Source organism: Microbacterium aquimaris, from assembly GCF_039531285.1.
Lineage (GTDB): Bacteria > Actinomycetota > Actinomycetes > Actinomycetales > Microbacteriaceae > Microbacterium > Microbacterium aquimaris.
Window position 1 is genome coordinate 930,522 of the sequence record NZ_BAAAPT010000001.1, and the last position, 22,298, is coordinate 952,819.

Genomic DNA, 22,298 nt, shown 5'->3' on the forward strand with positions numbered 1-22,298 from the left:
ACGGGGCACTCCCCCTGCCGACACAGGTCATCCCCTCCCGCGCGTCCGGATGGGCCCAGAAGGTCGGATTCGTCCCGGGTCGCGCGGGCGGGGGTGCCGCAATTCAGGTTGGTCGTGCGTCGGAGTGCCGGGGGCGGGTGTTCGGGCGGGGTGGGTGTGTGGGTGGCCTGAGTTGGTGCACGTGGCGGGGGCTGGCTCGACTGCCCGCGGTGCGGGGCGTGACGGCGGAGTAGGGTGTCGGCGATGGCTCTCGACCTCGTTCCCGCGCTCGACGCCCCGCACCTGGTCGCGCCGCCCACCGCTGCGGCGCTCGCGGCGCTTCCGCCCGACCTCGCCGCCACCGTTTCCGTCGCCCCGATCGATGCGGCGCTCGCCGACACGGCCGCCTTCTGCGACGCCTACGGGGTCCGCCTCGCCGACTCGGCCAACTGCATCGTCGTCGCGGGCAAGCGCGGCGATCGCGTCACCTATGCGGCCTGCGTCGTGCTCGCGACGACCCGCGCCGACGTGAACGGTGTCGTGCGGCGCCTCCTCGACGCCCGCCGCGCGAGCTTCGCGCCGATGGACGACGCCGTTGCGATGACGGGCATGGAGTACGGCGGCATCACCCCGCTGGGCCTCCCCTCCGAGTGGCGCATCCTCGTCGACGGTCGGGTTCGCGATGTGGAGTCGGCGATCATCGGTGCGGGCATCCGTGGCGCGAAGATCGCGCTTCCGGGCGCCACACTGTGCGCGCTTCCGGGCGTCGAGGTGATCGAAGGCCTCGCCTCCGCCTGACCGTTCTCGGCCGAGTCCGCCGAATGGGGTCGCCACCGCTGAGGCGGGCCGGGGTCGCATCTGATCGCGCGCGCCCTGATCCACGGGTCGGGTCGGTTGGTGCGGGGCGCGTTGCGGTGCCGTGGCTGTCGGTGGTCGCCGCCTGAGGGCGCCCGTCCCGATCCACTGGCGGGGCCTTGCCGCCGCGGAGGCGGGCCGGAGCCGCGCTTGGTCGACGGAGGGGAACGGCGCCGTGTGTCCGCACCGCCGCGCGGCACGATGACCGCTTCGGTGGGTCTTGTCACCTGCTGTTCACCTGCCGGTGAGCAATCCGTCCATAAACGCCGTCTAGCTTGGACGCTGCGTCCACGCGGATGCGGGAAGGATCCTCGTGACCGGCACCATCGTCTTCGACCTCGACGGAACGCTCGCCCTCGGCGACGGACCGATCGTCGCCTACGCCCGCACCCTCGCCGGGGTCGCCGGCGACGGACTCCTCACCCGTGCGGAGGAGGAACTCGCCTCCTTCGCGACGGGCGGATCCGACTACCGCGACGGCTACCACGCCGTGGGAACGGTCGCGGAGCAGGCCGGGGTCGCCGCGGACGACATCAGCACAGCCTACGAGGCCAGCCGGCGGGCCCTCGGCACGCCCGCCGCCCCCGTCCAGCCTCCCGCCGGGATCGCAGCCCTGTTGCGCGACGTCGCCGACGGGACCCGACTGGTCCTCGCGACCAACGCGCCCGACGCGGGCGTGCGGGAGCTCCTGCTCGACTGGGGCATCGCGGATCTGTTCACCGCCATGCACTTCACCGTCGGCAAGCCCGACGGCCTGACCGCGGTGATCCGCCACGCCCAGCAGTTCGGCCCGGTGCTCTCCATCGGCGACATCGCCGAGTTCGACCTCGCACCGGCCGCCGCCCTGGGCGCCGACACCGCCCTGGTCGGCGCCACCTATGACTCCTCACCGTTTCCCGCCACGATGCGCGGCCGCACGGTGACCGACCTCTCCGACGACATCCGCGCCTGGGCCGCCGCAGCGGCATCCGGCACCTCCCCTGCCCACCTGACCGTCTGACCCACCTCACCCGACACCCGAAAGGTCCGTTCGACATGCGTACTCGCCTGATCGCCACCAGCGTCGCCGCCACGGCGCTCCTCGCCCTCGCCGGCTGCTCCAGCACCGACGCCGACACCTCAAACGCCTCCGACACCGAGGCCGCCTGGCCCGAGTCGATCACCATCTCGCTGGTCCCCTCGGTCGAGGGCGAAGACCTCGCCGAGGCCCTCGACCCGCTCACCACCTACCTCTCCGAGAACCTCGGCATCGAGGTCGAGGGTGTCGTCGCCACCGACTACGCCGCGACGGTCGAGGCCCTCGGCGCCGACCAGGCGCAGGTCATCATCACCGACGCCGGGTCGCTGTACAACGCGATCGACCGGTACGACGCCGAGCTGATCCTGCGCGACGTGCGCTTCGGCGCGACCTCGTACGCGTCGGTGGCGATGACGAACAACCCCGACAAGTACTGCGACGACGAGCCCGTGATGTCGACCTACGACGCCAGCGGCATCGAGCTGTCGTATTGCAACGGCATCGAGGAGGAGGGCGCTTCGGCCACCGGCAGCGGCCCCGCAGCCATCGAGACGTTCTCGAAGATCGACGCCGGCACCGAGGTCGCCCTGCAGGCGGCCACCTCCCCCGCCGGCTACCAGTACCCGGTCGTGACCATGCGCGAGGCCGGCATCGACACCGACGCCGACATCGAGCAGATCCCGGTCGAGGGCAACAACAACGCCGTCCTGGCCGTCGCCAACGGTGATGCCGAAGTGGGCTTCGCCTACTGGGATGCGCGCACCACCGTCACCGAAGAGGTCCCCGACATCGCGGAGAAGGTCGTGGCCTTCGCCTACACCGACATGATCCCCAACGGTGGCGTCGCCGTCGCCCCGAGCCTGCCGGCCGACCTCGTCGAGCAGCTCACGACGCTGATGGACGAGTACGCCGACTCGTCCGAGGAGGCCGCGACGGTCATGTTCGAGCTCGTCGGCCTCTCCGACTGGACCGCTGAGACCGCGCAGGACGAGATCGACCGCTACGGCGAGGTCCTCGCGACCTTCGCCGGCTGATCATCTGACGCGGAGGAACGCATCAGCATGCGTGATCACACGCACCGCGTGGAGGTCGGGGCCACCCCGGCCTCCACGCCGTGGTCCATCCGACTCGACGACGTCTCGGTCACGTATCCGAACGGTACGCGCGCCCTCAAGAACGTCTCGGCCGAGATCGCCGCGGGCGAGATGGTGTCGATCGTTGGCCTGTCGGGCTCCGGCAAGTCGACGCTCATCCGCACCATCAACGGTCTGGTGGAGCCGAGCGGTGGCACCGTCGCGGTCGGTCCGACGACGGTCACGGGCCTGCACGGTCGACGGCTGCGCGAACTGCGCGGCCACATCGGCATGATCTTCCAGGGGTTCAACCTCGCCGAGCGGACGAGTGTGTACCGCAACGTCCTCGTCGGCCGATTCGCGCACACCTCCACCGCCCGGACGATGCTCGGGCTCACCTCCGCGCACGACCGGGACCTCGCGCTGACCGCGTTGGACTCGGTGGGGATGCTCGAGAAGGTGTGGATGCGCGCCGGCGCGCTGTCGGGTGGGCAGAAGCAGCGGGTCGCGATCGCGCGGGCGCTGACGCAGGAACCGGCGGTCATGCTCGCCGACGAGCCGGTGGCGAGCCTGGACCCGCCGACCGCGCACGCGGTCATGGACGACCTGCGTCGCATCAACGTGGAGCGCGGTCTGACGGTGCTGGTGAACATCCACCTGATGGACCTGGCGCGCCAGTACACGACACGCATGATCGGTCTGCGCGACGGGGAGTTGGTCTACGACGGCCCGGCCGGCGCGGCCACGGACGCCGATTTCGAGCAGATCTACGGGCGCCCCATCCAGTCGCGTGACCGCATGGGGGCCTGAGATGTCCGACACCTCTCTGCGGGTGCCGCCGAAGCCCACCCGGCGTCTGCGTGTGGCGCTGATCGCGCTGGCGTTCACCGCGTTCACCGTCGCCACATGCCTGCCGGCGATCGGCGGTGTCGAGCTCGACTTCGGTGCGATCGTGAAGAACTGGCAGAACGGTGCCGACAAGGTCGCCCAGTTGATGCAGCCGGACTTCTCCTTCGTGCCCCGCACCCTCGAGCCGGTTCTCGAGACGGTGCAGATGGCGATCGTGGGGGCCGCGGCGGCCGCGGTGGTCTCGGTGCCGCTGACCTTGTGGGCCGCGCGTCCGACCAACCCGAACGGGTTCACCCGCGGCGCCGTGCGTGCGGTGATCAATGTGATCCGCGCCGTCCCCGACCTCGTCTACGCGACCATCCTGGTGGCGATGGTGGGTGTGGGGGCGTTGCCGGGCCTGCTGACACTGTTCCTGTTCGACATCGGCATCGTCGTGAAGCTCGTCTCCGAGGCCATCGACTCGGCCGACCATCCCTATATGGAGGCCGGCCGTGCCGCCGGTGGCACCCAGAGCCAGATCAACCGGGTCACGGCGTTGCCCCAGTCGTGGCCGTTGTTCGCGAACCAGTGGCTGTACGCGCTCGAACTCAATGTGCGCATCTCGGCCATCCTCGGCATCGTCGGCGCCGGCGGCGTGGGGCGTCTGCTCGACGAGCGCCGGGCCTTCTTCGCCTACGACGATGTGGCGATCATCATCCTCGAGATCCTCGTGGTCGTCATCGCGATCGAGTGGTTCTCGAACTTCCTGCGACGGAGGCTCGTATGACCCTCACCGCCCCGCTCCCGCCCGCCCGGACGGCGCCGGCCGTCCCGCCCAAGCCCTCGAAGCTCATCCCGACCCTGACGGCGGTCGTCGTGGGCGCGGTGGTGTTGCTGTCCGCTGCGGGCCTGGACGTGACCTGGGAGGACCTGCTGACCATCCCGGGCGAGGTCTGGCACTACGGCACGCTCATGTTCGTCGATCCGAACTGGGAGAAATTGCCCCGTGCGCTGCTGGAGACGTGGCGATCGATTTCGATGGCGTGGCTGGGCGCGATCCTGTGCGTGCTCTTTTCCATCCCGCTCGGGATGCTCGCCGCACACGGGGTAGGGCCGGCATGGGTGCGGATCCCCCTGCGGGGCCTGTTCGCCGTGATCCGCGCCGTGCCGGAGGTGGTGATCGCGCTCATCCTGCTGACCGTCACGGGGTTGACGCCGTTCACGGGGGCCCTCGCGCTGGGACTGGCCGGTATCGGCACGCAGGGCAAGTGGACCTACGAGACGATCGAATCGGTCCAGGAGGGGGCGTCGGATGCGGTGCGCGCGGCCGGGGGGAGCACGGCAGAGGTCGCTCGATGGGCGCTGTGGCCGGCCGCGGCTCCGGGACTGATGTCGTTCGCGTTGTACCGTTTCGAGATCAACATCCGCACCTCGGCCGTGCTCGGTTTGATCGGTGCCGGGGGCATCGGGAACATGCTGTCGAACTACACCAATTTCCGGGAGTGGGATACGGTCGGCATGCTTTTGATCGTCGTGGTCGCCGCGACGATGGTGATGGATGCGATCTCCGGTGCGATCCGCCGCCGGATCATGGAGGGAGCGGGTACGCGTGACCTGGGCCGGATCCTCTGACGCGCCGCCGAGCGCGCGCGTCGCCGCACTCGCCCCGTCGATGCAGCCGAGCGAACGGCGGGTCGCGGAGGCGATCGCCGCCGACATCGAGTCGGCCATCGACCGGTCGGCCCAGGAGGTCGCTGAGATCGTGGGTGTGGGCCGCGCCACGGTGATCCGCACCGCGCAGACGCTCGGCTACGACGGCTACCCGCAGCTGCGCGTGGCGTTGGCCCGCGAGCTCGCATCGGGCCCGATGCCCGTGGACGAATCGGTCGACGGATCGATGTTGGGGGCGCTGCGTGCCGAGGTGGAGGCCTTCAGTGCGCGACTGCCGCAGACGGTCACGGCGCTCACCGACCCGCAGCTGGAGGATTTCGTCGAGTCGCTCGACGGCGCCACGCGGGTGCTGGTCGCCGCCAACGGGCTGTCGGCGCCGCTCGGACTCGATCTGGTGTTGCGGCTGACGGCCGCGGGGCGCCCCGCGGAGTACCTCCCGGACGCCCTCGGGCAGGAGATCGCCGCCCGCCAGCTGGGTGCGGGGTCGGTGTGCGTGGTGATCTCCGGTTCCGGGGTCAACCGCGCGACACTGTCGGTCATGACCGCGGCGCGCGAGAGTGGGGCGCGCGTGCTCGCGGTCACGTCGTTCGCACGTTCCGCGGTCGCGGAGTCCGCCGACGTGGCCCTGGTGATCCCGCCGGTGAGGGGATCGTTCCGCGAGGAGCTCGAGCATGCGTCGCGGGCGGCGCTGATGCTCGTGACCGAGTCGCTGGTCGGGCTCGTCGTGGCCCGCCGGGGAGAGCAGGGGCGTGACGCACGTTCGGCGACGTTGTCGGTGCTCGGGCATTCCCTCGATGAGTGAGCCGGGCGGTGCCTGCACGGAGAAGTGAGACAATGGCCACCATGCGTCAGTCACGGGCACCTCGTGTCGCCCGTGGCGTCGCCGCCGCCTCGGTCGCCACGTTCGTCGCTCTGCTGTCCCACGTCGCCGGGGGTGGTGCGATGCCCGGGTGGCTGGGTATCGCCGTGCCCTGGGTGCTGTCGGTGTTCGTCTCGACGCTCTTGACCGGTCGCCGGCTGTCGCTGATCCGCCTTTCGCTGTCGGTCGCGCTGAGTCAGGTGCTCTTCCACACGCTGTTCGTCCTCGGCGCCGCCGATGCCGGAGCCGCCACGGCCGGTCACCATCACGGTGTCGCGGCCCTGTCGCCATTGTCCGCGGAGGCGACGGCGGCGCTGTATGCCGATGCGGCGATGTGGGGATGGCATGTGTTCGCGGGGGTCGTGACCGTCGCCGCGATCCACCGCGGCGAACGGATCGTCGCCGCCATGCGCACCCTCGCCGGCGAGCTCGCCGACTGGCTGCGCCGCCGCCTCCCCGCGTCGGTACTGTCCCCTCTTCCGGATGCGCCTCGCGCGCCGGTTTCGGCCGTCACCGCCTGGTCGGTCGATGACGCCCCGCGGCTCGCGCCGCTGCGCCGCCGCGGGCCGCCCGCCCTCCGCGTGCTCTGACATTCCCGTCGCCTCTCGGCGGCGACTCGTCCACGTCCGGCGACGACCGGGCGGAGTACTCGCGCGCACCGTGCGCGCAGAAGGGCGTTGTCGATGGTCTCCATCCACACACGCTTCGCCGCGGCCATCGTCGCGGTGGGCCTCACCTTCGGATCGGTCTTCGTCGTCGCAGCCCCCGCGACCGCGCACGACGAGCTGATCTCGAGCGATCCCGGCGAGGGCGAGAGCCTCGCCGTGGCACCCGAGTCGGTGACCCTCACCTTCTCGGGCGACATTCTGCCGATGGGCGCTGCCGTCGTCGTCGCCGACGGTGACGGACGCGACTGGGTCGTCGGGGAACCCGAGCGACGCGACAACGTCGTGACGGTGACCCTGGAACCGGATATGCCGGAAGCGGGATATGAGGTGCGGTGGCGCGTCGTGTCGGAGGACGGTCACCCGATCAGCGGGCTCATCCCGTTCACGATCGGTGACGCGGAGCCGCTCGAACGCGCGGCAGCGGAGGACACCGCCGTCGACACCCCGGACGACGAGGCGACTACGCAGAGTCAGAGCACACAGGAGAGCGCGGGCGCGATGCGTCTGGTGCTCATCGGAGCGGGAGGAGCGGCCATCGCGGTCGCAGCCTTCGCGCTCCTCTCCCTCATCCGCCGGCGCAAGACCGGCACGGACGACGGAACCTGACCCGTCGTCTTCATCTGAAAGGACACCCTGTGAACACTTCTCCCCACACCACATTCCGTTTGGGCGCCCTCCTCGCGGCGAGCGCGCTCGTGCTCGCCGGTTGCGCGTCCACGAGCACCGAGCCGGCTGCCGACACCGACACCGCCACACAGGCGGAGGCATTCGCGATCGAGGATGCCTGGGTCAAGGCCGCCGATTCCGGCATGTCGGCGGCGTTCGGCGAACTGGAGAACGCCTCCGGCGAAGACATCGTCGTCGTGGCCGCCTCGAGTGAGGTCTCGCCGATGATCGAACTGCACGAGACCGTCGCCGACGATGCCGGCGAGATGGTCATGCAGGAGATCGACGGCGGCTTCGTGATCCCCGCCGAGGGCACCTACCTGCTCGAACCCGGTGGCAACCACATCATGCTCATGGGACTCGAGCAGCCGATGCTCGCCGGTGAGGAGGTCACCTTCACGCTGACCTTCGCCGATGACTCGACGGCCGAGTTCACCGCGCCGGTGAAGGACTACTCGGGCGCCAACGAGAACTACGTCGGCGACGATTCGGACATGGACGACATGGACGACATGGACGACTCCGACATGGACGAGTCGGACGACCACGAAGACCACGACCACTGATGTCCGCGCCCGACTCGGGCGCACGTCGATCCGGCTCCACCCGGCGACAGTTCCTCCTCGGAGGAGCTGTCGCCGGCGTCGGGGCCGCCGCAGCGATCGGCGTGGATCTCGCCCTCAACCAGAACGACTCCTCCGCCGAGCAGGTCTCCGTGCCGCTGAACGGCGACACCGTCGTCCCCTTCTTCGGTGTCCACCAGGCCGGCATCGACACCGACGCGCAGGCGCACGGCACGTTCGTCGGCCTGACCTTGCGCGAGGACGTCGACCGCGACGGCCTGCGCCGGCTCATGCGGATCCTCACCGACGACGCCTCGCGTCTGACCCGGGGGGAACCGGCTCTGGCCGATTCGGAACCCGAGATGGCGAGCCCGCCCGCGCGTCTGACGGTCACCTTCGGCTTCGGACCCGGGTTCGTGGCCCGCGCGGGCGGTGTCGCGCCGTCATGGCTTGCGCCCCTCCCGGCGTTCGCCATCGACCGGCTGCAACCCGAGTACAGCGACGGCGACCTGCTCATTCAGTTCGCCGGTGACGACCCCACGACCGTCGCGCACGCGACGCGCATGCTGTTGAAGGATGCGCGCAGCTTCGCCGAGGTCAAGTGGATGCAGCACGGGTTCCGTCGCGCGTACGGGTCGGTGGCACCCGGCACGACGATGCGCAACCTCTTCGGACAAGTCGACGGCACCGCCAACCCGTCCCCCGGCACCCGTGACTTCGACACGGTGGTGTGGAGTGCCGAGGGGTGGATGGCCGGAGGAACCGGGGCGGTCGTTCGTCGCATCCAGATGGATCTCGACACGTGGGACATGCTCGACCGGACTGGGCGGGAGCAGTCCGTGGGCCGCTACCTGCACAACGGCGCCCCACTCACCGGCACCGACGAGCACGACGACCCCGACTTCGAGGCGACCACGGCCATCGGGTTCCCGGTGATCCCGGAGTTCTCCCACATGCGACGGGCGCGTTCAGACGACACGACGCAGCGGATCTTCCGCCGCGCCTACAACTACGACGAGCCACCGACCGGCGACCGGGTGTCGGACTCGGGGCTCATCTTCGTGTCGTTCCAAGCCGACGTCGACGCGCAGTTCACGCCGATCCAGCGCCGGCTGGATGAGCTGGATCTGCTCAACGAGTGGACCACCCCGATCGGATCCGCCGTCTTCGCCATCCCGCCCGGGTGCGCCGAGGGCGGGTACATCGGAGAAACCCTCCTTGCATGATGCCGCCCCACCCCTCTCTGCCCGCAGACCCGGGCGTGGAGTGCCCGCCCAGGGCGACGACTTAGACTGGATGCATCCCGTCCTGTCCGCCAGGACCCCCTCCACAGGAACCATCGTGACCGAAACCCCGTCTTCGCGCGCCTTCGAGGTGCGCCACGTGCAGGTCGCCCGCGCCGTGTTCGCCGCCATCGCCGCGGTGATGATCACCTTCTCGAGCGACCACTCGGCGGCTGTGGGGCTCGCGGTCTTCAGCGGATTCACCCTCGCCACCTCCCTCGTGCACTTCGCGGCCGCGTGGCTGGTCTATCCGGCCGGATCCCGTTGGCCCTCCGTGCTGCTGGGATTGCTCTCGGCGGCGGCGGGAATGGCCGCGGGCATCCCGCCGTGGCGCACGACGACGCTCTTCTTCGTGGTCGTCGTCGCGTGGGCGGTGCTCACCGGCATCGTCGAGCTGATCGCCGGTATCCGCGGGGTGCGTGGCGGTGCGGCGAGCATCCCGAGCCGTACGGAGGCGCGCGATGCGCTCATCACCGGCGCGATCACCCTCGTGTTCGCGGTGGCGACGGTCGTGGTCTCGCCCGAGTACTCCCTGACCTACACGATCGACGAAGCCGGCACCTTCGAACTGACGGGCACCATCATCGCCGTCGGCGTGTTGGGCTTCTACACCGCCATCGTGGCGGTGCACCTCGGGATCGCCGGCGCCAGCCCCCGGCCCCGGACCTCACCCGCCGAGACGGCCGCGCACGATCGTGCCGCCGAGCAGAAGGGCGCTGACGCGTGACCGACAAGCCCACCCGACGCGACCTGCTCAAGCCCGTTCAGCTGCTCGGACTGGCCTTCATCGCCGCCGCTTTCGCCGGAGGTGTGACCCTGGTGGCGATGGGGTTCTTCCAGGCGCTCCCCGCGGAAGACCACCAGCGCGCGCTCATCGTCGCTCTCGTCGTGGCCGGGGTGAGCTTCATCGCGACATTGCTGATCGTGGCGCTCTTGCTCCTGGCGGTGGATCCTGCCGAGATGGACAAGCCCGTGGACCGCCCCGTCCTCCTGCCGGAGGAGCCCGACGCCCCCGGCGGCGACGAGCCCTCCACGACCTGACCCGACCTCCGGCTGCGGCGCGACCGGCCGCCGGCGTCCTTACGAGAGGACGTCGACGAGGGATGATGCGAGACCGGTGTATCCGGCCGGGGTGAGCGCGATCAGGCGCTGCTTCGCGTCGTCGCCGATATCGAGTCCGCGCACGAACTCCGCCAGCTCCGCCGCACCCACACGGCGCCCGCGGGTGAGCTCCTTCAGCAGCGCGTACGGGTCGGTGATCTGAGAGCGGCCGGCGGTGATCTCGGCGCGCACGACGGTCTGGATCGCCTCGGCCAGGACCTCCCAGTTGGCGTCGAGGTCGGCATCCAACACGTGCTGCGACAGGGAGATCTCACCGAGCCCGCGCTCGAGGTTGTCGAGGGCGAGCAGGGAATGGCCGAAGGCGACGCCGATGTTGCGCTGCGTCGTCGAGTCGGTGAGATCGCGCTGCATGCGGCTGGTCACCAGGGTCTGGGCGAGGGTGCCGAACAGCCCACCGGCGATCTCGAGATTCGCCTCGGCGTTCTCGAACCGGATCGGGTTGATCTTGTGCGGCATCGTCGACGATCCCGTCGCGCCGGCGACCGGGATCTGTGCGAAGAAGCCGAGGGAGATGTAGGTCCACACGTCGGTGGCGAGGTTGTGCAGGATACCGCCGACGTGCCGCACCCGGTCGTAGAGCTCGACCTGCCAGTCGTGCGACTCGATCTGTGTGGTCAGCTCGTTGAAGCCGATCCCCAGACCCTCGATGAACGCGCGCGAAAGCCCCGGCCAATCGACATCCGGTTCGGCGGCCAGGTGCGCCGACCAGGTGCCCGTGGCGCCGGAGAACTTCGCCAGGAAGTCGCCTCCGTCGATCTGGTCGACCACGCGCCGCAGACGCCACGCGAACACGGCGAGCTCCTTGCCCATCGTCGACGGGGTCGCCGGTTGCCCGTGCGTGCGCGAGAGCATCGCGGCGTCGCGGTGCTCCACGGCGAGCGTCTCGAGCGTGGCGATGACCGACCGCAGCTTCGGCAGCCACACCTGGGTCACCGCGCGCTGCACCGTGAGGGCGTATGCGGTGGAGTTGATGTCTTCGCTGGTGCACGCGAAATGGGTCAGCTCGGCGATTCCGCCGAGGTCGAGACGGTCCAGGCGGTCGCGCACCAGGTATTCGACGGCCTTGACGTCGTGGCGGGTGACGCGTTCCTTCTCACCCAGCCAGTCGATCTCCTCCGCCCCGAAGTCGGTGTAGAGGGCGCGCAGACTCGCCTTGTCGTCATCGTCCAGCGGCGAGGTCCCGAACAGCGAGCGGTCGGTCAGGGTGATGAGCCATTCGACCTCGACCTCGACGCGGGCGCGGTTCAGACCCGCCTCGGAGAGGTAGTCGGACAGCGGCGCCACGGCGGCGCGGTATCGGCCGTCGAGCGGGCTGAGGGGCTGGTCGGGCAGAGCGGTCACCGGAGACTCCCGTCGTCGCGCGTGAGGAGACCGGCGTCAGTGCACCGGTCGAATGGCGGGTTCGAGCTGCCGGAAGAGCGCCCGGCTCGCACCCTCGATCATAGTCAGCACCTCGTCGAACATCCCGGGGCTGCCGTAGTACGGGTCGGGCACGTCGAGGGTGTGCGCCTCCGGCTCGAACGACATCAGCAGGGCGAGCTTGTCGGTGTCGCCTTCGGTGTGCGCCCACTCGTGCAGGATGCGTTCGTGGCTGCGGTCCAGCGCCACGATCAGATCATTGCGTTCGAAGTCTTCACGGGTGAACTGCCGGGCACGGTGCTTCGAACCGTCGTATCCCTTGCGTTCGAGGGCACGCAGCGTGCGCTGATCGGCCTGTTCGCCGACATGCCACTCCCCCGTGCCCGCGCTCGTCGAGACCACCCGGTCGCCCAGCCCGGCGTGTTCGGCGAACCAGCGGAACACGACGTCGGCCATGGGGGACCGGCAGATGTTGCCGGTGCAGACGAAGACGACACGGAACGGTTCGTGCACGTTCGCGGTCATGGCTCCCATTGTGTGTGCACGGGACGCGTCTCGCGCAAGAGGCACCTCTCCCCGCCACCTCTCCCCCTGCACAGTGGCCGGGTCCCGTCGGCTGTCCGCAGAGTCGTCCGGGCGCGATCCGGCGTCGCGACGGCGGCGGCACGCTCGATGCATGCTGTCGTGGTCCCCCTCCCCCGTGATGTCCTTCACCGCTGCCGACGTCGAGGCCGCCGAGCGTGCCGAGCGACGGCTCGCGCTCGCCGTCGACCGGCTCCGCCGGGTGGAGACCGACGCGGTGCGATTGGCGGAGGCGACCTCCTGGCGCTCACGCGGAGGGGAAGGGTTCCGTACCGCCGCGCAGAGCTGGTGCGACGAGGTCTCCGGGGCCGCCGCGCACGGCGACGCGCTCCGATACGAGGTCGCCGCCCACGCCGCACGTCTGGCCGATGAGGTGGCGTGGGGGTGAGTGACGAGCTCGACATCTCCGCCGGGGGTGCGGTCGCCGTCGACACCGACACGCTGCGGGATGCCGCGCGCGGCTTCGACGCGGTGGGGGCCGATCTCGACGATGTCGTGGGTCTGCTGGCCTCCGCCGCCGACGACCTCGCCGTCGGTCCGGCGACGTCGCAACGCCTGGGCGGCGACGTCGATGCGCTCCGCGTCCGGGCCCGCGATCGGGCGGATGCGGCGCGTGACGTGGCTGTGGCCTTGCGCGAAGCGGCTGCGGTGTACGAGACGGTCGAGCTGTGGGCCGAGCGCCGCGCGGCCCAGCTCGCCGGTGACGACGCGCGGGTGGGGTTGATCGAACGACGCATCCGCGCCCTCCATGGCGACCATCCCGACGCCGCCTTCGACGCGGCCGTCCTGATGGCGCGGCACACCCTGACATGGCCGAGCGATTTGATCGGGCAGGCGCAGACCAGCGGTGCCCTGCTCAGTCCGTACGGTGCCGTCGGCTTCTTCGTCGGCGGTCTCGCGTACGGGGTCCGCGGGCGCGGGTTCGGTCGTGTGCCGCCCGGAGCCGGGCTGACCGGGGCGGCGTCGGCCGTGACGGTGCACCGCACGCCGCACACACCCACGCCCACCGCTCCGCGATCCTTTGCCGACCTGGCGCAGCGGATGCCGTCCGGGGCCGCGCAAGTCCGCATCGAGAAGTACACCTTCGCCGGGGCGCCGGCCCAGTACGTGGTCTATGTCGCCGGGACGCGTTCCGCGGGGTTCGGGGGCACCCAGCCGTTCGACAACCGCTCCAACCTGCAGCTCTACAGCGGTCAGCGCTCGGCGTCGTACGACGCGACGATCGCCGCGATGGCCGACGCCGGCATCCGACCCGGTGACATCGTGCACACCGCCGCGCACTCGCAGGCGGCGATGATCACCTCCCACATCGCCTTGGCGGGCGACTACGACACCCGCACGCTCGTCACGTTCGGCTCCCCCGTCCACGTCGACGTCGGCGACGACGTGCTCTCGATCGCCGTCCGCCACACCGACGATCCGGTCGCGGCGCTCGCCAGCGGCGGGCACTCCCACCCCGTCGGTGCGCCGGGCAGCTTCGTCGTCGAACGCAGCGCCGACCCGGATGCCGGCCTGGACGACATCACGATGCCCGCGCACGACATGGCCGTCTACGCCGAGACCGCGGCGCTGGTCGACGCCGGCGACGACCCGCGTGCGGCCGGGGTGCACGACCTCGTCGACGAACTGGCCGAGGCGGATGCGGTGGAGGTGTTCGAGTACACGGCACACCGACGCTCAGACCGGTCCGGCGGCGGAGGGGGACGGTGAGCCCCCACGCCGGACGTGTCGGAGGAGGTCAGCGCTTGTCGCTCGGGCGCAGGATGATCCCGGCGATCCAGTTGATCAGCGAGATCACGATGGCCGCGACCACACCCCACCAGAAGTCTTCGACCCGCAGACCGAAGTTCCAGAACCCGGTGATCCAGGCCGTCAGCCACAACAGGAAACCGTTGATGACCAGGCCGATGAGACCGAGGGTGAGGATGTAGATCGGGAACGCGAGCACCTTGACCACGGTGCCGATGATGGTGTTCACCACCGCGAACACCGCGGCCACCAGCAGCAGGGTGAGTACCAACTGCAGTGTCTCGCCGGGCTCGAAGGCGATGACGCTCACACCGAGAGCCGGGATGAGGGTGACGATCCAGATGGCGAACGCGTTGACGACGACTCGAAGCAGGAAGCCCATAGTGCCCTCAGTCTCCCACGACCCCCACCCCGCTCGACAGGCGGCGGGTCATAGACTCGGGCCGTGACCGACGCATCCGACATCCCCGTTCGCGTCCGCGCCGAGATCGCGGCGCTCCCGCCCTACAGACAGGGCAGGCAGGCGGGCGCCGACGCCTACAAGCTCTCGAGCAACGAGAACCCGTTCGACCCGCTGCCCGGCGTCGTCGAGGTGCTGCGCGAGTCGGTGGGCGTCAACAGGTATCCGGACGCCGCCGCCACTCTGCTGCGACAGCGCCTGGCCGCGCGGTACGACGTCGACGTCTCGCGCGTGCACATCGGCGCCGGAAGCGTGTCGATCCTCGCTCAACTCGTGCAAGCGGTCTCGACCCCCGGTGACGAGGTCGTCTACGCGTGGCGGTCCTTCGAGGCCTATCCGTGGTTGACGGTCCTCGCCGGCGCCACCGGCGTGCAGGTGCCCCTCACCCGTGACGCCCGCCATGACCTCGACGCGATGGCCGCCGCGGTCACCGACCGGACCCGCGCGGTCATCGTCTGTTCCCCCAACAACCCGACAGGGCCCGTCGTCTCCCAGGCCGAGTTCGACGCCTTCGTCGCCCGCATGCCGGCCGATCTGCTCATCATCCTCGACGAGGCCTATGCCGAGTTCGTCACCGACCCCGACGCCGTCGACGGCACCCGGATCCTCGCCGCCGAGCAACCCAACGTCGTCGTCCTGCGCACCTTCTCCAAGGCGTTCGGTCTGGCCGGACTCCGCGTCGGCTACGCCCTCGGCCATCCGCGTGTGCTGGATGCGGCCCGCAGCACGGCCATCCCGCTGTCGGTCACGGGGCAGTCCGAGGTCGCGGCGATCGCGAGCCTGCAGCTCGAAGACGAGTTGCGCGAACGCGTCGGTGTGATCGCGGAGCGCCGCGACCGCCTCGCCGCCGCCCTGCGCGAGACGGGATGGCGCGTGCCGCAGGCCCAGGGCAACTTCGTGTGGCTTCCGGCCGGCGAGGCGTCGATGACGATCGCGACGGCGTTCGAAGACGCGGGGCTCATCGTCCGCCCCTTCGACGGAGACGGCATCCGCATCTCCGTCGGAGAGGAGGAATCTGTGGAGAAGGTCCTACACGTCGCGGCATCCGTTGTGCGCGATCTCCCACCGGAGCACCCCGGCGTGCGGGCTAGCGTAGGAACGTGACCACGCCTGAAGCGCCTGCACCGGGCATGTCCGAGCACCCCGACGTCGTGCGTCTGCTCGACGCCGACGGGTCGTTCGCCCCGAGTGCCACCGCCGACGAATACCTTCCGTACGTCGAAGCCCTCAGCGACGGCGACCTGGAGACCTTCTACCGCGACATGGCGGTCATCCGGGCCTTCGATCAGCAGGCGACGCACCTGCAACGCCAGGGTCAGCTCGCGCTGTGGCCGCCGAGCTTCGGTCAGGAGGCGGCGCAGGTCGGATCCGCGCGGGCGGCTCGCCCGCAGGACCACCTGTTCCCGTCGTACCGAGAGCATGCCGTCTGTCGCATACGTGGGGTGGATCCGGTGGACATCATCCGCCTCATGCGCGGGCTGACGCACGGTGGATGGGATCCGACCGATCCGAAGAACGGAAACACCCACCTCTACACGCTCGTTCTCGGTGCGCAGACGCTGCACGCGACCGGTCTCGGCATGGGGATGGTCTTCGACGGGAAGTGCGGTACCGGCGACCCCGATCGCGACGAGGCGGTCATGGTCTACTACGGAGACGGCGCCTCCAGCCAGGGCGACGTGCACGAGTCGATGGTCTTCGCGGCCAGCTACCGCACACCCGAGGTGTTCTTCCTGCAGAACAACCACTGGGCGATCTCGGTGCCGGTGGCGACGCAGTCGCGCGCCCCGCTCGTGCAGCGCGGCACCGGCTACGGCATCCCGAGCGTTCAGGTCGACGGCAACGACGTGCTCGCCAGTTACGCCGTCACGCGGCGCGCCCTCGACGAGGCGCGTGCCGGTGACGGTCCGCGCGCGATCGAGGCGCTGACCTACCGGATGGGCGCGCACACGACCAGCGACGACCCCACGAAGTACCGGACCTCCGACGAGGAGGAGTCCTGGGCGCGGCGCGACCCGATCGCCCGCATGCGCGCCTATCTGGAGCGTCGGGGCGCGTCGGCGGAGTTCTTCGCCGACGTCGAGGCGGAGTCGCAGGCGGTCGCGGACGACGCACGGGTCCGCACAAATGCCCTCGGCGGCATAGACGCCGAAGCGATGTTCGCGCACGTCTATTCGGCCGACCATCCGGTCATCGCCGAGCAGCGCGAGTGGCTCGCCTCGTACGAGGCGTCCTTCCAGGAAGGTGACCGATGAGTACGGATGCCGCCACCAGCATGCCGGCCACCGAAACGCCGAGCACCGCCGCGATGCCGATCGCGAAGGCCCTCAACGCCGGCCTGCGCGCGGCGATGACCGCCAGCGACAGGGTCCTGCTCATGGGGGAGGACATCGGCCGTCTCGGAGGCGTGTTCCGGGTGACCGAGGGGCTCCAGGCGGAGTTCGGCGAACGTCGCGTCCTCGACACACCGCTCGCCGAATCCGGCCTGGTCGGCACGGCGATCGGTATGGCGATGGGGGGCTTCCGGCCCGTCATCGAGATCCAGTTCGACGGATTCGTCTTCCCCGCGTTCGACCAGATCACCACCCAGCTGGCCAAGATCACCAACCGCCACGAGGGGGCGGTGCAGATGCCCGTCGTGATCCGCATCCCCTATGGCGGTCACATCGGTGCCGTCGAGCACCACCAGGAGTCCCCGGAGACGTACTTCACGCACACCCCCGGCCTTCGCGTGGTGAGCCCGTCGACCCCGAACGACGCCTACTGGATGATCCAGGAGGCCATCGCCTCACCCGACCCGGTGGTCTTCCTCGAGCCGAAGGCGCGCTACTGGCAGAAGGGGGAGGTCGATCTGACCGCCCCCGCCGTGCCGTTGCACGCCTCCCGTGTGGTGCGCCGGGGCACCGACGTGACCCTGGTCGGTCACGGCGCGATGGTCACCACCCTTCTGCAGGCCGCTGCTCTCGCGGAGTCGGAGGGCACCAGCTGTGAGGTCGTCGACGTCCGGTCGCTGTCGCCGGTGGACTACGGTCCGATCCTCGACTCGGTGCGCCGCACCGGACGCATGGTCTATGCGCAGGAGGCCCCCGGCTTCGTCAGCCTGGGGTCGGAGATCGCCGCGACCGTCACCGAGAAGGCGTTCTACGCGCTCGAGGCGCCGGTGCTGCGGGTGTCGGGATTCGACACCCCCTTCCCCGCGGCCAAGCTCGAGGGCGTCTACCTGCCCGACCCCGACCGCATCCTCGAGGCCGTGGATCGCGCCCTCGCCTACTGACACCCCGACCAGAGGAACGCCATGAGTACGCAGACTTTCGTCCTCCCCGACGTCGGTGAAGGCCTCACCGAGGCGGAGATCGTCTCGTGGAAGGTTGCCGCCGGCGACGAGATCGCCGTCAACGACGTGCTCGTCGAGATCGAGACCGCCAAGTCGCTCGTCGAGCTCCCCTCCCCGTTCGCCGGCACGGTCGGCGAACTCCTCGTCGCCGAGGGCGACACGGTCGAGGTCGGGGCGGCGATCATCACGATCGCCGACGCCGCCACGGGCGCCGATGCCACGGTGGGGCGTTCCGAGCACGGAGAGGCCGCCGAGCCCGCCGACGCGGAGGGGTCGGGGTCGGTCCTGGTCGGCTACGGCTCGGGAGGACCGGTGCAGTCGCGCCGGCGCAAGCCACAGGCAACCGCGACCGAGCGCATCACCTCCTCCGTCGGTGTGGTCGCCAAGCCCCCCATCCGCAAGCTCGCCCGCGATCTGAACGTCGACCTCTCAGCGGTGACACCCACCGGGGCGGCCGGTGAGGTGACGCGGGACGACGTCGTCAAGCACGCCTCTCAGGCGAGCGTGTTCCGCAACATCGAGACACCCGAGTGGGGCGCCGTGCGTGAGGAGACGATCCCCGTCCCCGCCGCGGCCCCGGCCCCGACCCCCGCGGCCGCAGACGACCGCGAAGAGACGATCCCGGTGCGCGGTGTGCGCAAGGCCACCGCCAGCGGGATGGTGCGTTCGGCCTACACCGCCCCCCACGTGTCGGTGTGGGTGGATGTCGACGCGACCCGCACGATGGAGCTCGTCAAGCGTCTGAAGTCGTCGCCGGAGTTCGCCGACACCAAGGTCTCGCCGCTGCTGATCATGGCCCGCGCGGTCGTATGGGCCGTGCGCCGCACGCCCATGGTAAACGCGGCGTGGGTCGACACCGACGACGGTGCGCAGATCCGCGTCCGTCACTACGTGAACCTCGGTATCGCCGCCGCCACGCCGCGCGGACTGCTCGTGCCGAACATCAAGGACGCCCACACGCTGTCCGTGCGCGAGACGGCCAAGGCGCTCGAGAAGCTGACGCTGACGGCGCGTGAGGGCAAGACGACGCCCGCGGATCAGCAGAACGGCACGATCACCATCACCAACATCGGCGTCTTCGGCGTCGATGCGGGAACCCCGATCATCAATCCGGGGGAGGTCGGCATCGTGGCGCTGGGCGCGATCCGCCAGAAGCCGTGGGTCGTCGACGGCGAGGTGCGGCCCCGGTGGGTGACCACCGTCTCGGGATCCTTCGACCATCGCGTGGTCGACGGTGACCAGGTGTCGCGGTTCATCGCCGACATCGCCAGTGTGCTCGAGGAGCCCGCGCTCCTGGTCGAGTAGCCCCACCCCCACCTGGCCGGTTTCGCGTTGCACCGTGTGCTCCGTTCGGAGGACGCCAATACGTGAGTTTGGGAACGATTATCATTTGGGCGTACACTGATTTTCATGCGTGCTCCCCGAATCCTCCCCGTCATCGGCATCACCGCCGGTTCCGCTCTCGTCCTCGCCGGATGCGGCGCATCGGACGGTGACGACGCCGGTGCGGCCGACGACACCATCACCGTTGTCGCGTCGACGAACGTGTACGGGCAGATCGCCGAGCAGATCGGGGGAGACGCCGTCACGGTGACCTCGATCATCGACAGCGCGGCCCAGGACCCGCACGAGTACGAGGGCAGCGCACAGGACCAGCTGCTCGTGAGCAACGCCGACGTCATCGTCGAGAACGGCGGCGGCTACGACTCGTTCATCGACGCGATGATCGACTCCAGCGACTCCGACGCGCACGTCATCACCGCCGTGGAGTTCTCGCACGACTACCCGGGCGACGAGGACGAGCACGACCACGACGAGGAGAACTCCGAGGAAGAGGACGAGGATCACGATCACTCCGATGAGGAGGGCTCTGAGGAGGAGCACGATCACGCCGAGGACGAGGATCACGCCGAAGAGGAGCACGCCGAGGACGAGGATCACGATCACGCCGAGGACGAGGGCTCCGATGAGGACGAGCACGACCACGAGGGCCACGATCACATCGAGGGCTTCAACGAGCACGTCTGGTACGACCCGCACACCATCGAGCACGTCGCCGAGGCGATCGCCGACGAGCTGAGTGAACTCGACCCCGAGCAGGCGGATGTCTTCGAGACCAACCTCGCCGAGTTCGTCGAGGGGATCGAGGGGATCGAGGCCGAGCTCGACGAGATGGCGACCGAGTACGGCGGAGACGAGATCTTCGTCACCGAACCGGTGCCGCTGTACCTGACCGCCGCCGCCGGGCTCGTCAACGTCTCGCCGAATGCCTTCACCGAGGCCGTCGAAGAGGGGCAGGACGTGGCTCCCGCGACGCTGCTGGAGTCCATCACACTGCTCGAGTCGGGCGATGTGCGCATGGTCATCGTCAACGCGCAGACCGGTGGTGCCGAGACCACCCAGATCATCACCGAGGCCGAAGCGCTCGGCATCCCCGTGATCGAGTTCGCCGAAACCCTTCCCGAGGGGGAGACTTATGTCTCGTGGATGCAGGCGAACGTCGTGGCGATGGCCGACGCGCTGGCGGAGTGACCCCTCCGCTCCAGATCAGGGGCGCCGCGTTGCGGCGCGACGGCCGCGACCTGTGGGAGGGCCTCGACCTCGAGGTGCAGCCGGGTGAGCTGATCGCCGTGCTCGGTCCGAGCGGCTCCGGCAAGACCACCCTGCTCCGCGCGATCCTCGGGCTGGAGCAGTTGAGTGAGGGGCGGATCACCGCCCTCGGCGATCCGGTGCGTCGCGCCGGCAACCGCCGCATCGGGTACATCCCGCAGCAGCGACCGCTCCCGCCCGAGACAGCGCTACGAGCGCGTGACCTCGTCGCCCTCGGCGTCGACGGCCACCGGTTCGGCCTGCCGATCCCGCGACGTGGCGATCGCGCACGCGTCGACGGGCTCCTCGAGGCCGTCGGCGCCGCCGAGTACGCCGACCGACGGGTCGGGGAACTCTCGGGTGGTGAGCAGCAGCGCCTACGCGTCGGGCAGGCGCTCGCCGACGAACCCGCCCTCCTGCTGTGCGACGAGCCGCTGACCAGCCTCGACCTGGCGAACCAGCAGGCGGTGATCGGACTCATCGACCGGCACCGGCGCGACACCGACGCCGCGGTGCTGTTCGTCACCCACGACATCAACCCGATCCTCAGCCGGGTCGACCGCATCCTCTACATCGCGAACGGCCGCTTCGAACTGGGGCGTCCCGAAGAGGTGCTCGAGTCGTCGACCCTCACGCGCCTGTACGGCACGCCCGTATACGTGCTGGAGGCCGGCGGGCGACTGGTCGTCGTCGGCGCTCCGGACGCCGAGGAGCACCATCACCACCACCACGACGAGGACGACGTATGAACTGGGCCGACGTCTGGGACGCCATGTTCGGCGGGCTGCCCTATTACGGTCAGATCCTCGAGCTGGTGTGGAACTCCGTCGTCGCCGGTGCCGTGCTCGGGCTCGTCGGCGGGCTCATCGGTGTCTTCGTCATCCAGCGCGACATGGCCTTCGCCGTCCACGGCATCAGTGAGCTGTCGTTCGCCGGCGCCGCCGCGTTCCTCCTGTTCGGATTCGATGTCGTCACCGGCTCGATCGTCGGGTCGCTCGTGGCCGCGGCCCTCATCGGCTGGTTGGGTGCGCGGGCGCGCGACCGCAACTCGATCATCGGGGTCCTGATGCCCTTCGGCCTGGGCCTGGGCATCCTGTTCCTCTCGCTCTACAGCGGTCGCACCGCGAACCGCTTCAGCCTCCTGACCGGGCAGATCGTCTCGGTGCAATCCAGTCAGCTCACGTGGCTGATCGGCATCGGCGCGCTCGTGCTGCTCGGTCTCCTGCTCATCTGGCGCCCCCTGCGGTTCGACTCGCTCGACCCGCAGGCAGCGGGCGCCCGCGGGGTCCCCACGACGGCCGTTTCTCTGGGGTTCATGCTGCTGCTCGGCCTCATCGTCGCGGTCGCCGTGCACATCATCGGCGCGCTTCTGGTGATGGCCCTGCTGGTCACCCCGGCCGCCGCGGCGATGCGGGTGGCGTCCGGGGCCCTGTCGGTGCCGTTGCTGTCCGCGCTGTTCGGATTCGTCTCCGCGGTCGGAGGCATCTTGCTCGCGATCGCGGGCACGCTCCCGGTCAGCCCCTACATCACGACGATCTCGTTCGTGATCTATCTGGTGTGCCGCGTCATCGGAGCCCGTCGGGGCCGCGTCCTGCGCGCACGCGTCGCATAGGCACCGCCCGGGTCATCTTCAGGCGCCC

General features: G+C 69.9%; 25 protein-coding genes. 22 read left to right on the forward strand and 3 right to left on the reverse strand.

The features are described 5' to 3' along the window. Positions 1–243: 243 nt before the first annotated feature. From ABD204_RS04385 to ABD204_RS04445, 13 genes are all read left to right on the forward strand, one after another. Complete coding sequence (locus ABD204_RS04385) at positions 244–777, forward strand: YbaK/EbsC family protein (protein WP_194423456.1); 534 nt, start codon at positions 244–246, stop codon at positions 775–777. A gap of 370 nt (positions 778–1,147) precedes the next feature. Continuing rightward, positions 1,148–1,834: an HAD family hydrolase gene (locus ABD204_RS04390; protein WP_194423457.1), complete on the forward strand. Its 687-nt coding sequence runs from the start codon at positions 1,148–1,150 to the stop codon at positions 1,832–1,834. 35 nt (positions 1,835–1,869) lie between these two features. After that, a complete protein-coding gene (gene phnD / locus ABD204_RS04395; RefSeq protein WP_194423458.1) occupies positions 1,870–2,886 on the forward strand; it encodes a phosphate/phosphite/phosphonate ABC transporter substrate-binding protein in 1,017 nt (338 codons plus the stop codon). Positions 2,887–2,913: 27 nt separating this feature from the next. Beyond that, positions 2,914–3,735 carry a phosphonate ABC transporter ATP-binding protein gene (gene phnC, locus ABD204_RS04400; protein ID WP_194423459.1) on the forward strand — a complete coding sequence of 274 codons (822 nt, stop codon included), beginning with the start codon at positions 2,914–2,916 and terminating at the stop codon, positions 3,733–3,735. A gap of 1 nt (position 3,736) precedes the next feature. Beyond that, complete coding sequence (phnE, locus tag ABD204_RS04405; protein ID WP_194423460.1) at positions 3,737–4,540, forward strand: phosphonate ABC transporter, permease protein PhnE; 804 nt, start codon at positions 3,737–3,739, stop codon at positions 4,538–4,540. Next, entirely contained in the window at positions 4,537–5,385 is an 849-nt protein-coding gene (gene phnE, locus ABD204_RS04410; protein WP_194423461.1) for a phosphonate ABC transporter, permease protein PhnE, read from the forward strand. The genes phnE (ABD204_RS04405) and phnE (ABD204_RS04410) overlap by 4 nt, the downstream gene beginning before the upstream one ends. After that, a complete protein-coding gene (locus ABD204_RS04415; protein WP_206697139.1) occupies positions 5,363–6,226 on the forward strand; it encodes a MurR/RpiR family transcriptional regulator in 864 nt (287 codons plus the stop codon). Before phnE (ABD204_RS04410) ends, ABD204_RS04415 begins: the two co-directional genes overlap by 23 nt. Before the next feature lie 32 nt (positions 6,227–6,258). Beyond that, positions 6,259–6,873: a hypothetical protein gene (locus ABD204_RS04420; protein ID WP_194423463.1), complete on the forward strand. Its 615-nt coding sequence runs from the start codon at positions 6,259–6,261 to the stop codon at positions 6,871–6,873. A gap of 93 nt (positions 6,874–6,966) precedes the next feature. Then, a complete protein-coding gene (locus ABD204_RS04425) occupies positions 6,967–7,557 on the forward strand; it encodes a copper resistance CopC family protein (protein WP_194423464.1) in 591 nt (196 codons plus the stop codon). Between the two features lie 29 nt (positions 7,558–7,586). Continuing rightward, positions 7,587–8,183: a copper chaperone PCu(A)C gene (locus ABD204_RS04430; RefSeq protein ID WP_194423465.1), complete on the forward strand. Its 597-nt coding sequence runs from the start codon at positions 7,587–7,589 to the stop codon at positions 8,181–8,183. After that, complete coding sequence (locus tag ABD204_RS04435; protein ID WP_194423466.1) at positions 8,183–9,406, forward strand: Dyp-type peroxidase; 1,224 nt, start codon at positions 8,183–8,185, stop codon at positions 9,404–9,406. The genes ABD204_RS04430 and ABD204_RS04435 overlap by 1 nt, the downstream gene beginning before the upstream one ends. A gap of 115 nt (positions 9,407–9,521) precedes the next feature. Next, positions 9,522–10,190, forward strand: coding sequence for an acyl-CoA synthetase (locus ABD204_RS04440; protein WP_322597504.1), 669 nt, complete (start codon positions 9,522–9,524; stop codon positions 10,188–10,190). After that, positions 10,187–10,504: an amino acid transporter gene (locus ABD204_RS04445; protein ID WP_194423468.1), complete on the forward strand. Its 318-nt coding sequence runs from the start codon at positions 10,187–10,189 to the stop codon at positions 10,502–10,504. The genes ABD204_RS04440 and ABD204_RS04445 overlap by 4 nt, the downstream gene beginning before the upstream one ends. Before the next feature lie 39 nt (positions 10,505–10,543). Here ABD204_RS04445 and purB read toward each other — a convergent pair whose 3' ends face one another. Together purB and ABD204_RS04455 are read right to left on the reverse strand one after the other, a co-directional pair. Next, complete coding sequence (purB, locus tag ABD204_RS04450) at positions 10,544–11,926, reverse strand: adenylosuccinate lyase (RefSeq protein ID WP_194423469.1); 1,383 nt, start codon at positions 11,924–11,926, stop codon at positions 10,544–10,546. A 36-nt stretch (positions 11,927–11,962) separates the two neighbouring features. After that, complete coding sequence (locus ABD204_RS04455) at positions 11,963–12,469, reverse strand: low molecular weight protein-tyrosine-phosphatase (RefSeq protein WP_206697140.1); 507 nt, start codon at positions 12,467–12,469, stop codon at positions 11,963–11,965. Positions 12,470–12,620: 151 nt separating this feature from the next. Here ABD204_RS04455 and ABD204_RS04460 point away from each other — a divergent pair, with 151 nt between their 5' ends. Both ABD204_RS04460 and ABD204_RS04465 read left to right on the forward strand, forming a co-directional pair. Next, positions 12,621–12,914 (forward strand): hypothetical protein, encoded by a 294-nt coding sequence (locus ABD204_RS04460; RefSeq protein WP_194423470.1) that lies wholly within the window; start codon positions 12,621–12,623, stop codon positions 12,912–12,914. Further along, entirely contained in the window at positions 12,911–14,236 is a 1,326-nt protein-coding gene (locus tag ABD204_RS04465) for a hypothetical protein (protein ID WP_194423471.1), read from the forward strand. The genes ABD204_RS04460 and ABD204_RS04465 overlap by 4 nt, the downstream gene beginning before the upstream one ends. 28 nt (positions 14,237–14,264) lie before the next feature. Here the strand turns inward: ABD204_RS04465 and ABD204_RS04470 are convergent, their stop codons facing one another. Further along, positions 14,265–14,657, reverse strand: a complete 393-nt coding sequence (locus ABD204_RS04470; RefSeq protein ID WP_194423472.1) for a phage holin family protein — start codon at positions 14,655–14,657, stop codon at positions 14,265–14,267. A 63-nt stretch (positions 14,658–14,720) separates the two neighbouring features. On the opposite strand from ABD204_RS04470, the gene ABD204_RS04475 reads away from it, so the two are divergent. From ABD204_RS04475 to ABD204_RS04505, 7 genes are all read left to right on the forward strand, one after another. Continuing rightward, positions 14,721–15,839, forward strand: coding sequence for a histidinol-phosphate transaminase (locus ABD204_RS04475; RefSeq protein WP_194423473.1), 1,119 nt, complete (start codon positions 14,721–14,723; stop codon positions 15,837–15,839). A gap of 26 nt (positions 15,840–15,865) precedes the next feature. Beyond that, entirely contained in the window at positions 15,866–16,990 is a 1,125-nt protein-coding gene (locus ABD204_RS04480; RefSeq protein WP_194424229.1) for a thiamine pyrophosphate-dependent dehydrogenase E1 component subunit alpha, read from the forward strand. After that, on the forward strand, positions 16,987–18,009 hold the full coding sequence (locus ABD204_RS04485; protein ID WP_409263974.1) for an alpha-ketoacid dehydrogenase subunit beta: 1,023 nt from the start codon (positions 16,987–16,989) through the stop codon (positions 18,007–18,009). Before ABD204_RS04480 ends, ABD204_RS04485 begins: the two co-directional genes overlap by 4 nt. A 21-nt stretch (positions 18,010–18,030) precedes the next feature. Further along, positions 18,031–19,374 carry a dihydrolipoamide acetyltransferase family protein gene (locus ABD204_RS04490; RefSeq protein ID WP_194423474.1) on the forward strand — a complete coding sequence of 448 codons (1,344 nt, stop codon included), beginning with the start codon at positions 18,031–18,033 and terminating at the stop codon, positions 19,372–19,374. A gap of 105 nt (positions 19,375–19,479) precedes the next feature. Further along, on the forward strand, positions 19,480–20,601 hold the full coding sequence (locus tag ABD204_RS04495) for a metal ABC transporter solute-binding protein, Zn/Mn family (RefSeq protein ID WP_194423475.1): 1,122 nt from the start codon (positions 19,480–19,482) through the stop codon (positions 20,599–20,601). Continuing rightward, on the forward strand, positions 20,598–21,407 hold the full coding sequence (locus ABD204_RS04500) for a metal ABC transporter ATP-binding protein (protein WP_194423476.1): 810 nt from the start codon (positions 20,598–20,600) through the stop codon (positions 21,405–21,407). Before ABD204_RS04495 ends, ABD204_RS04500 begins: the two co-directional genes overlap by 4 nt. Further along, entirely contained in the window at positions 21,404–22,270 is an 867-nt protein-coding gene (locus ABD204_RS04505) for a metal ABC transporter permease (protein ID WP_194423477.1), read from the forward strand. Before ABD204_RS04500 ends, ABD204_RS04505 begins: the two co-directional genes overlap by 4 nt. The last annotated feature ends 28 nt before the right edge of the window (positions 22,271–22,298 follow it).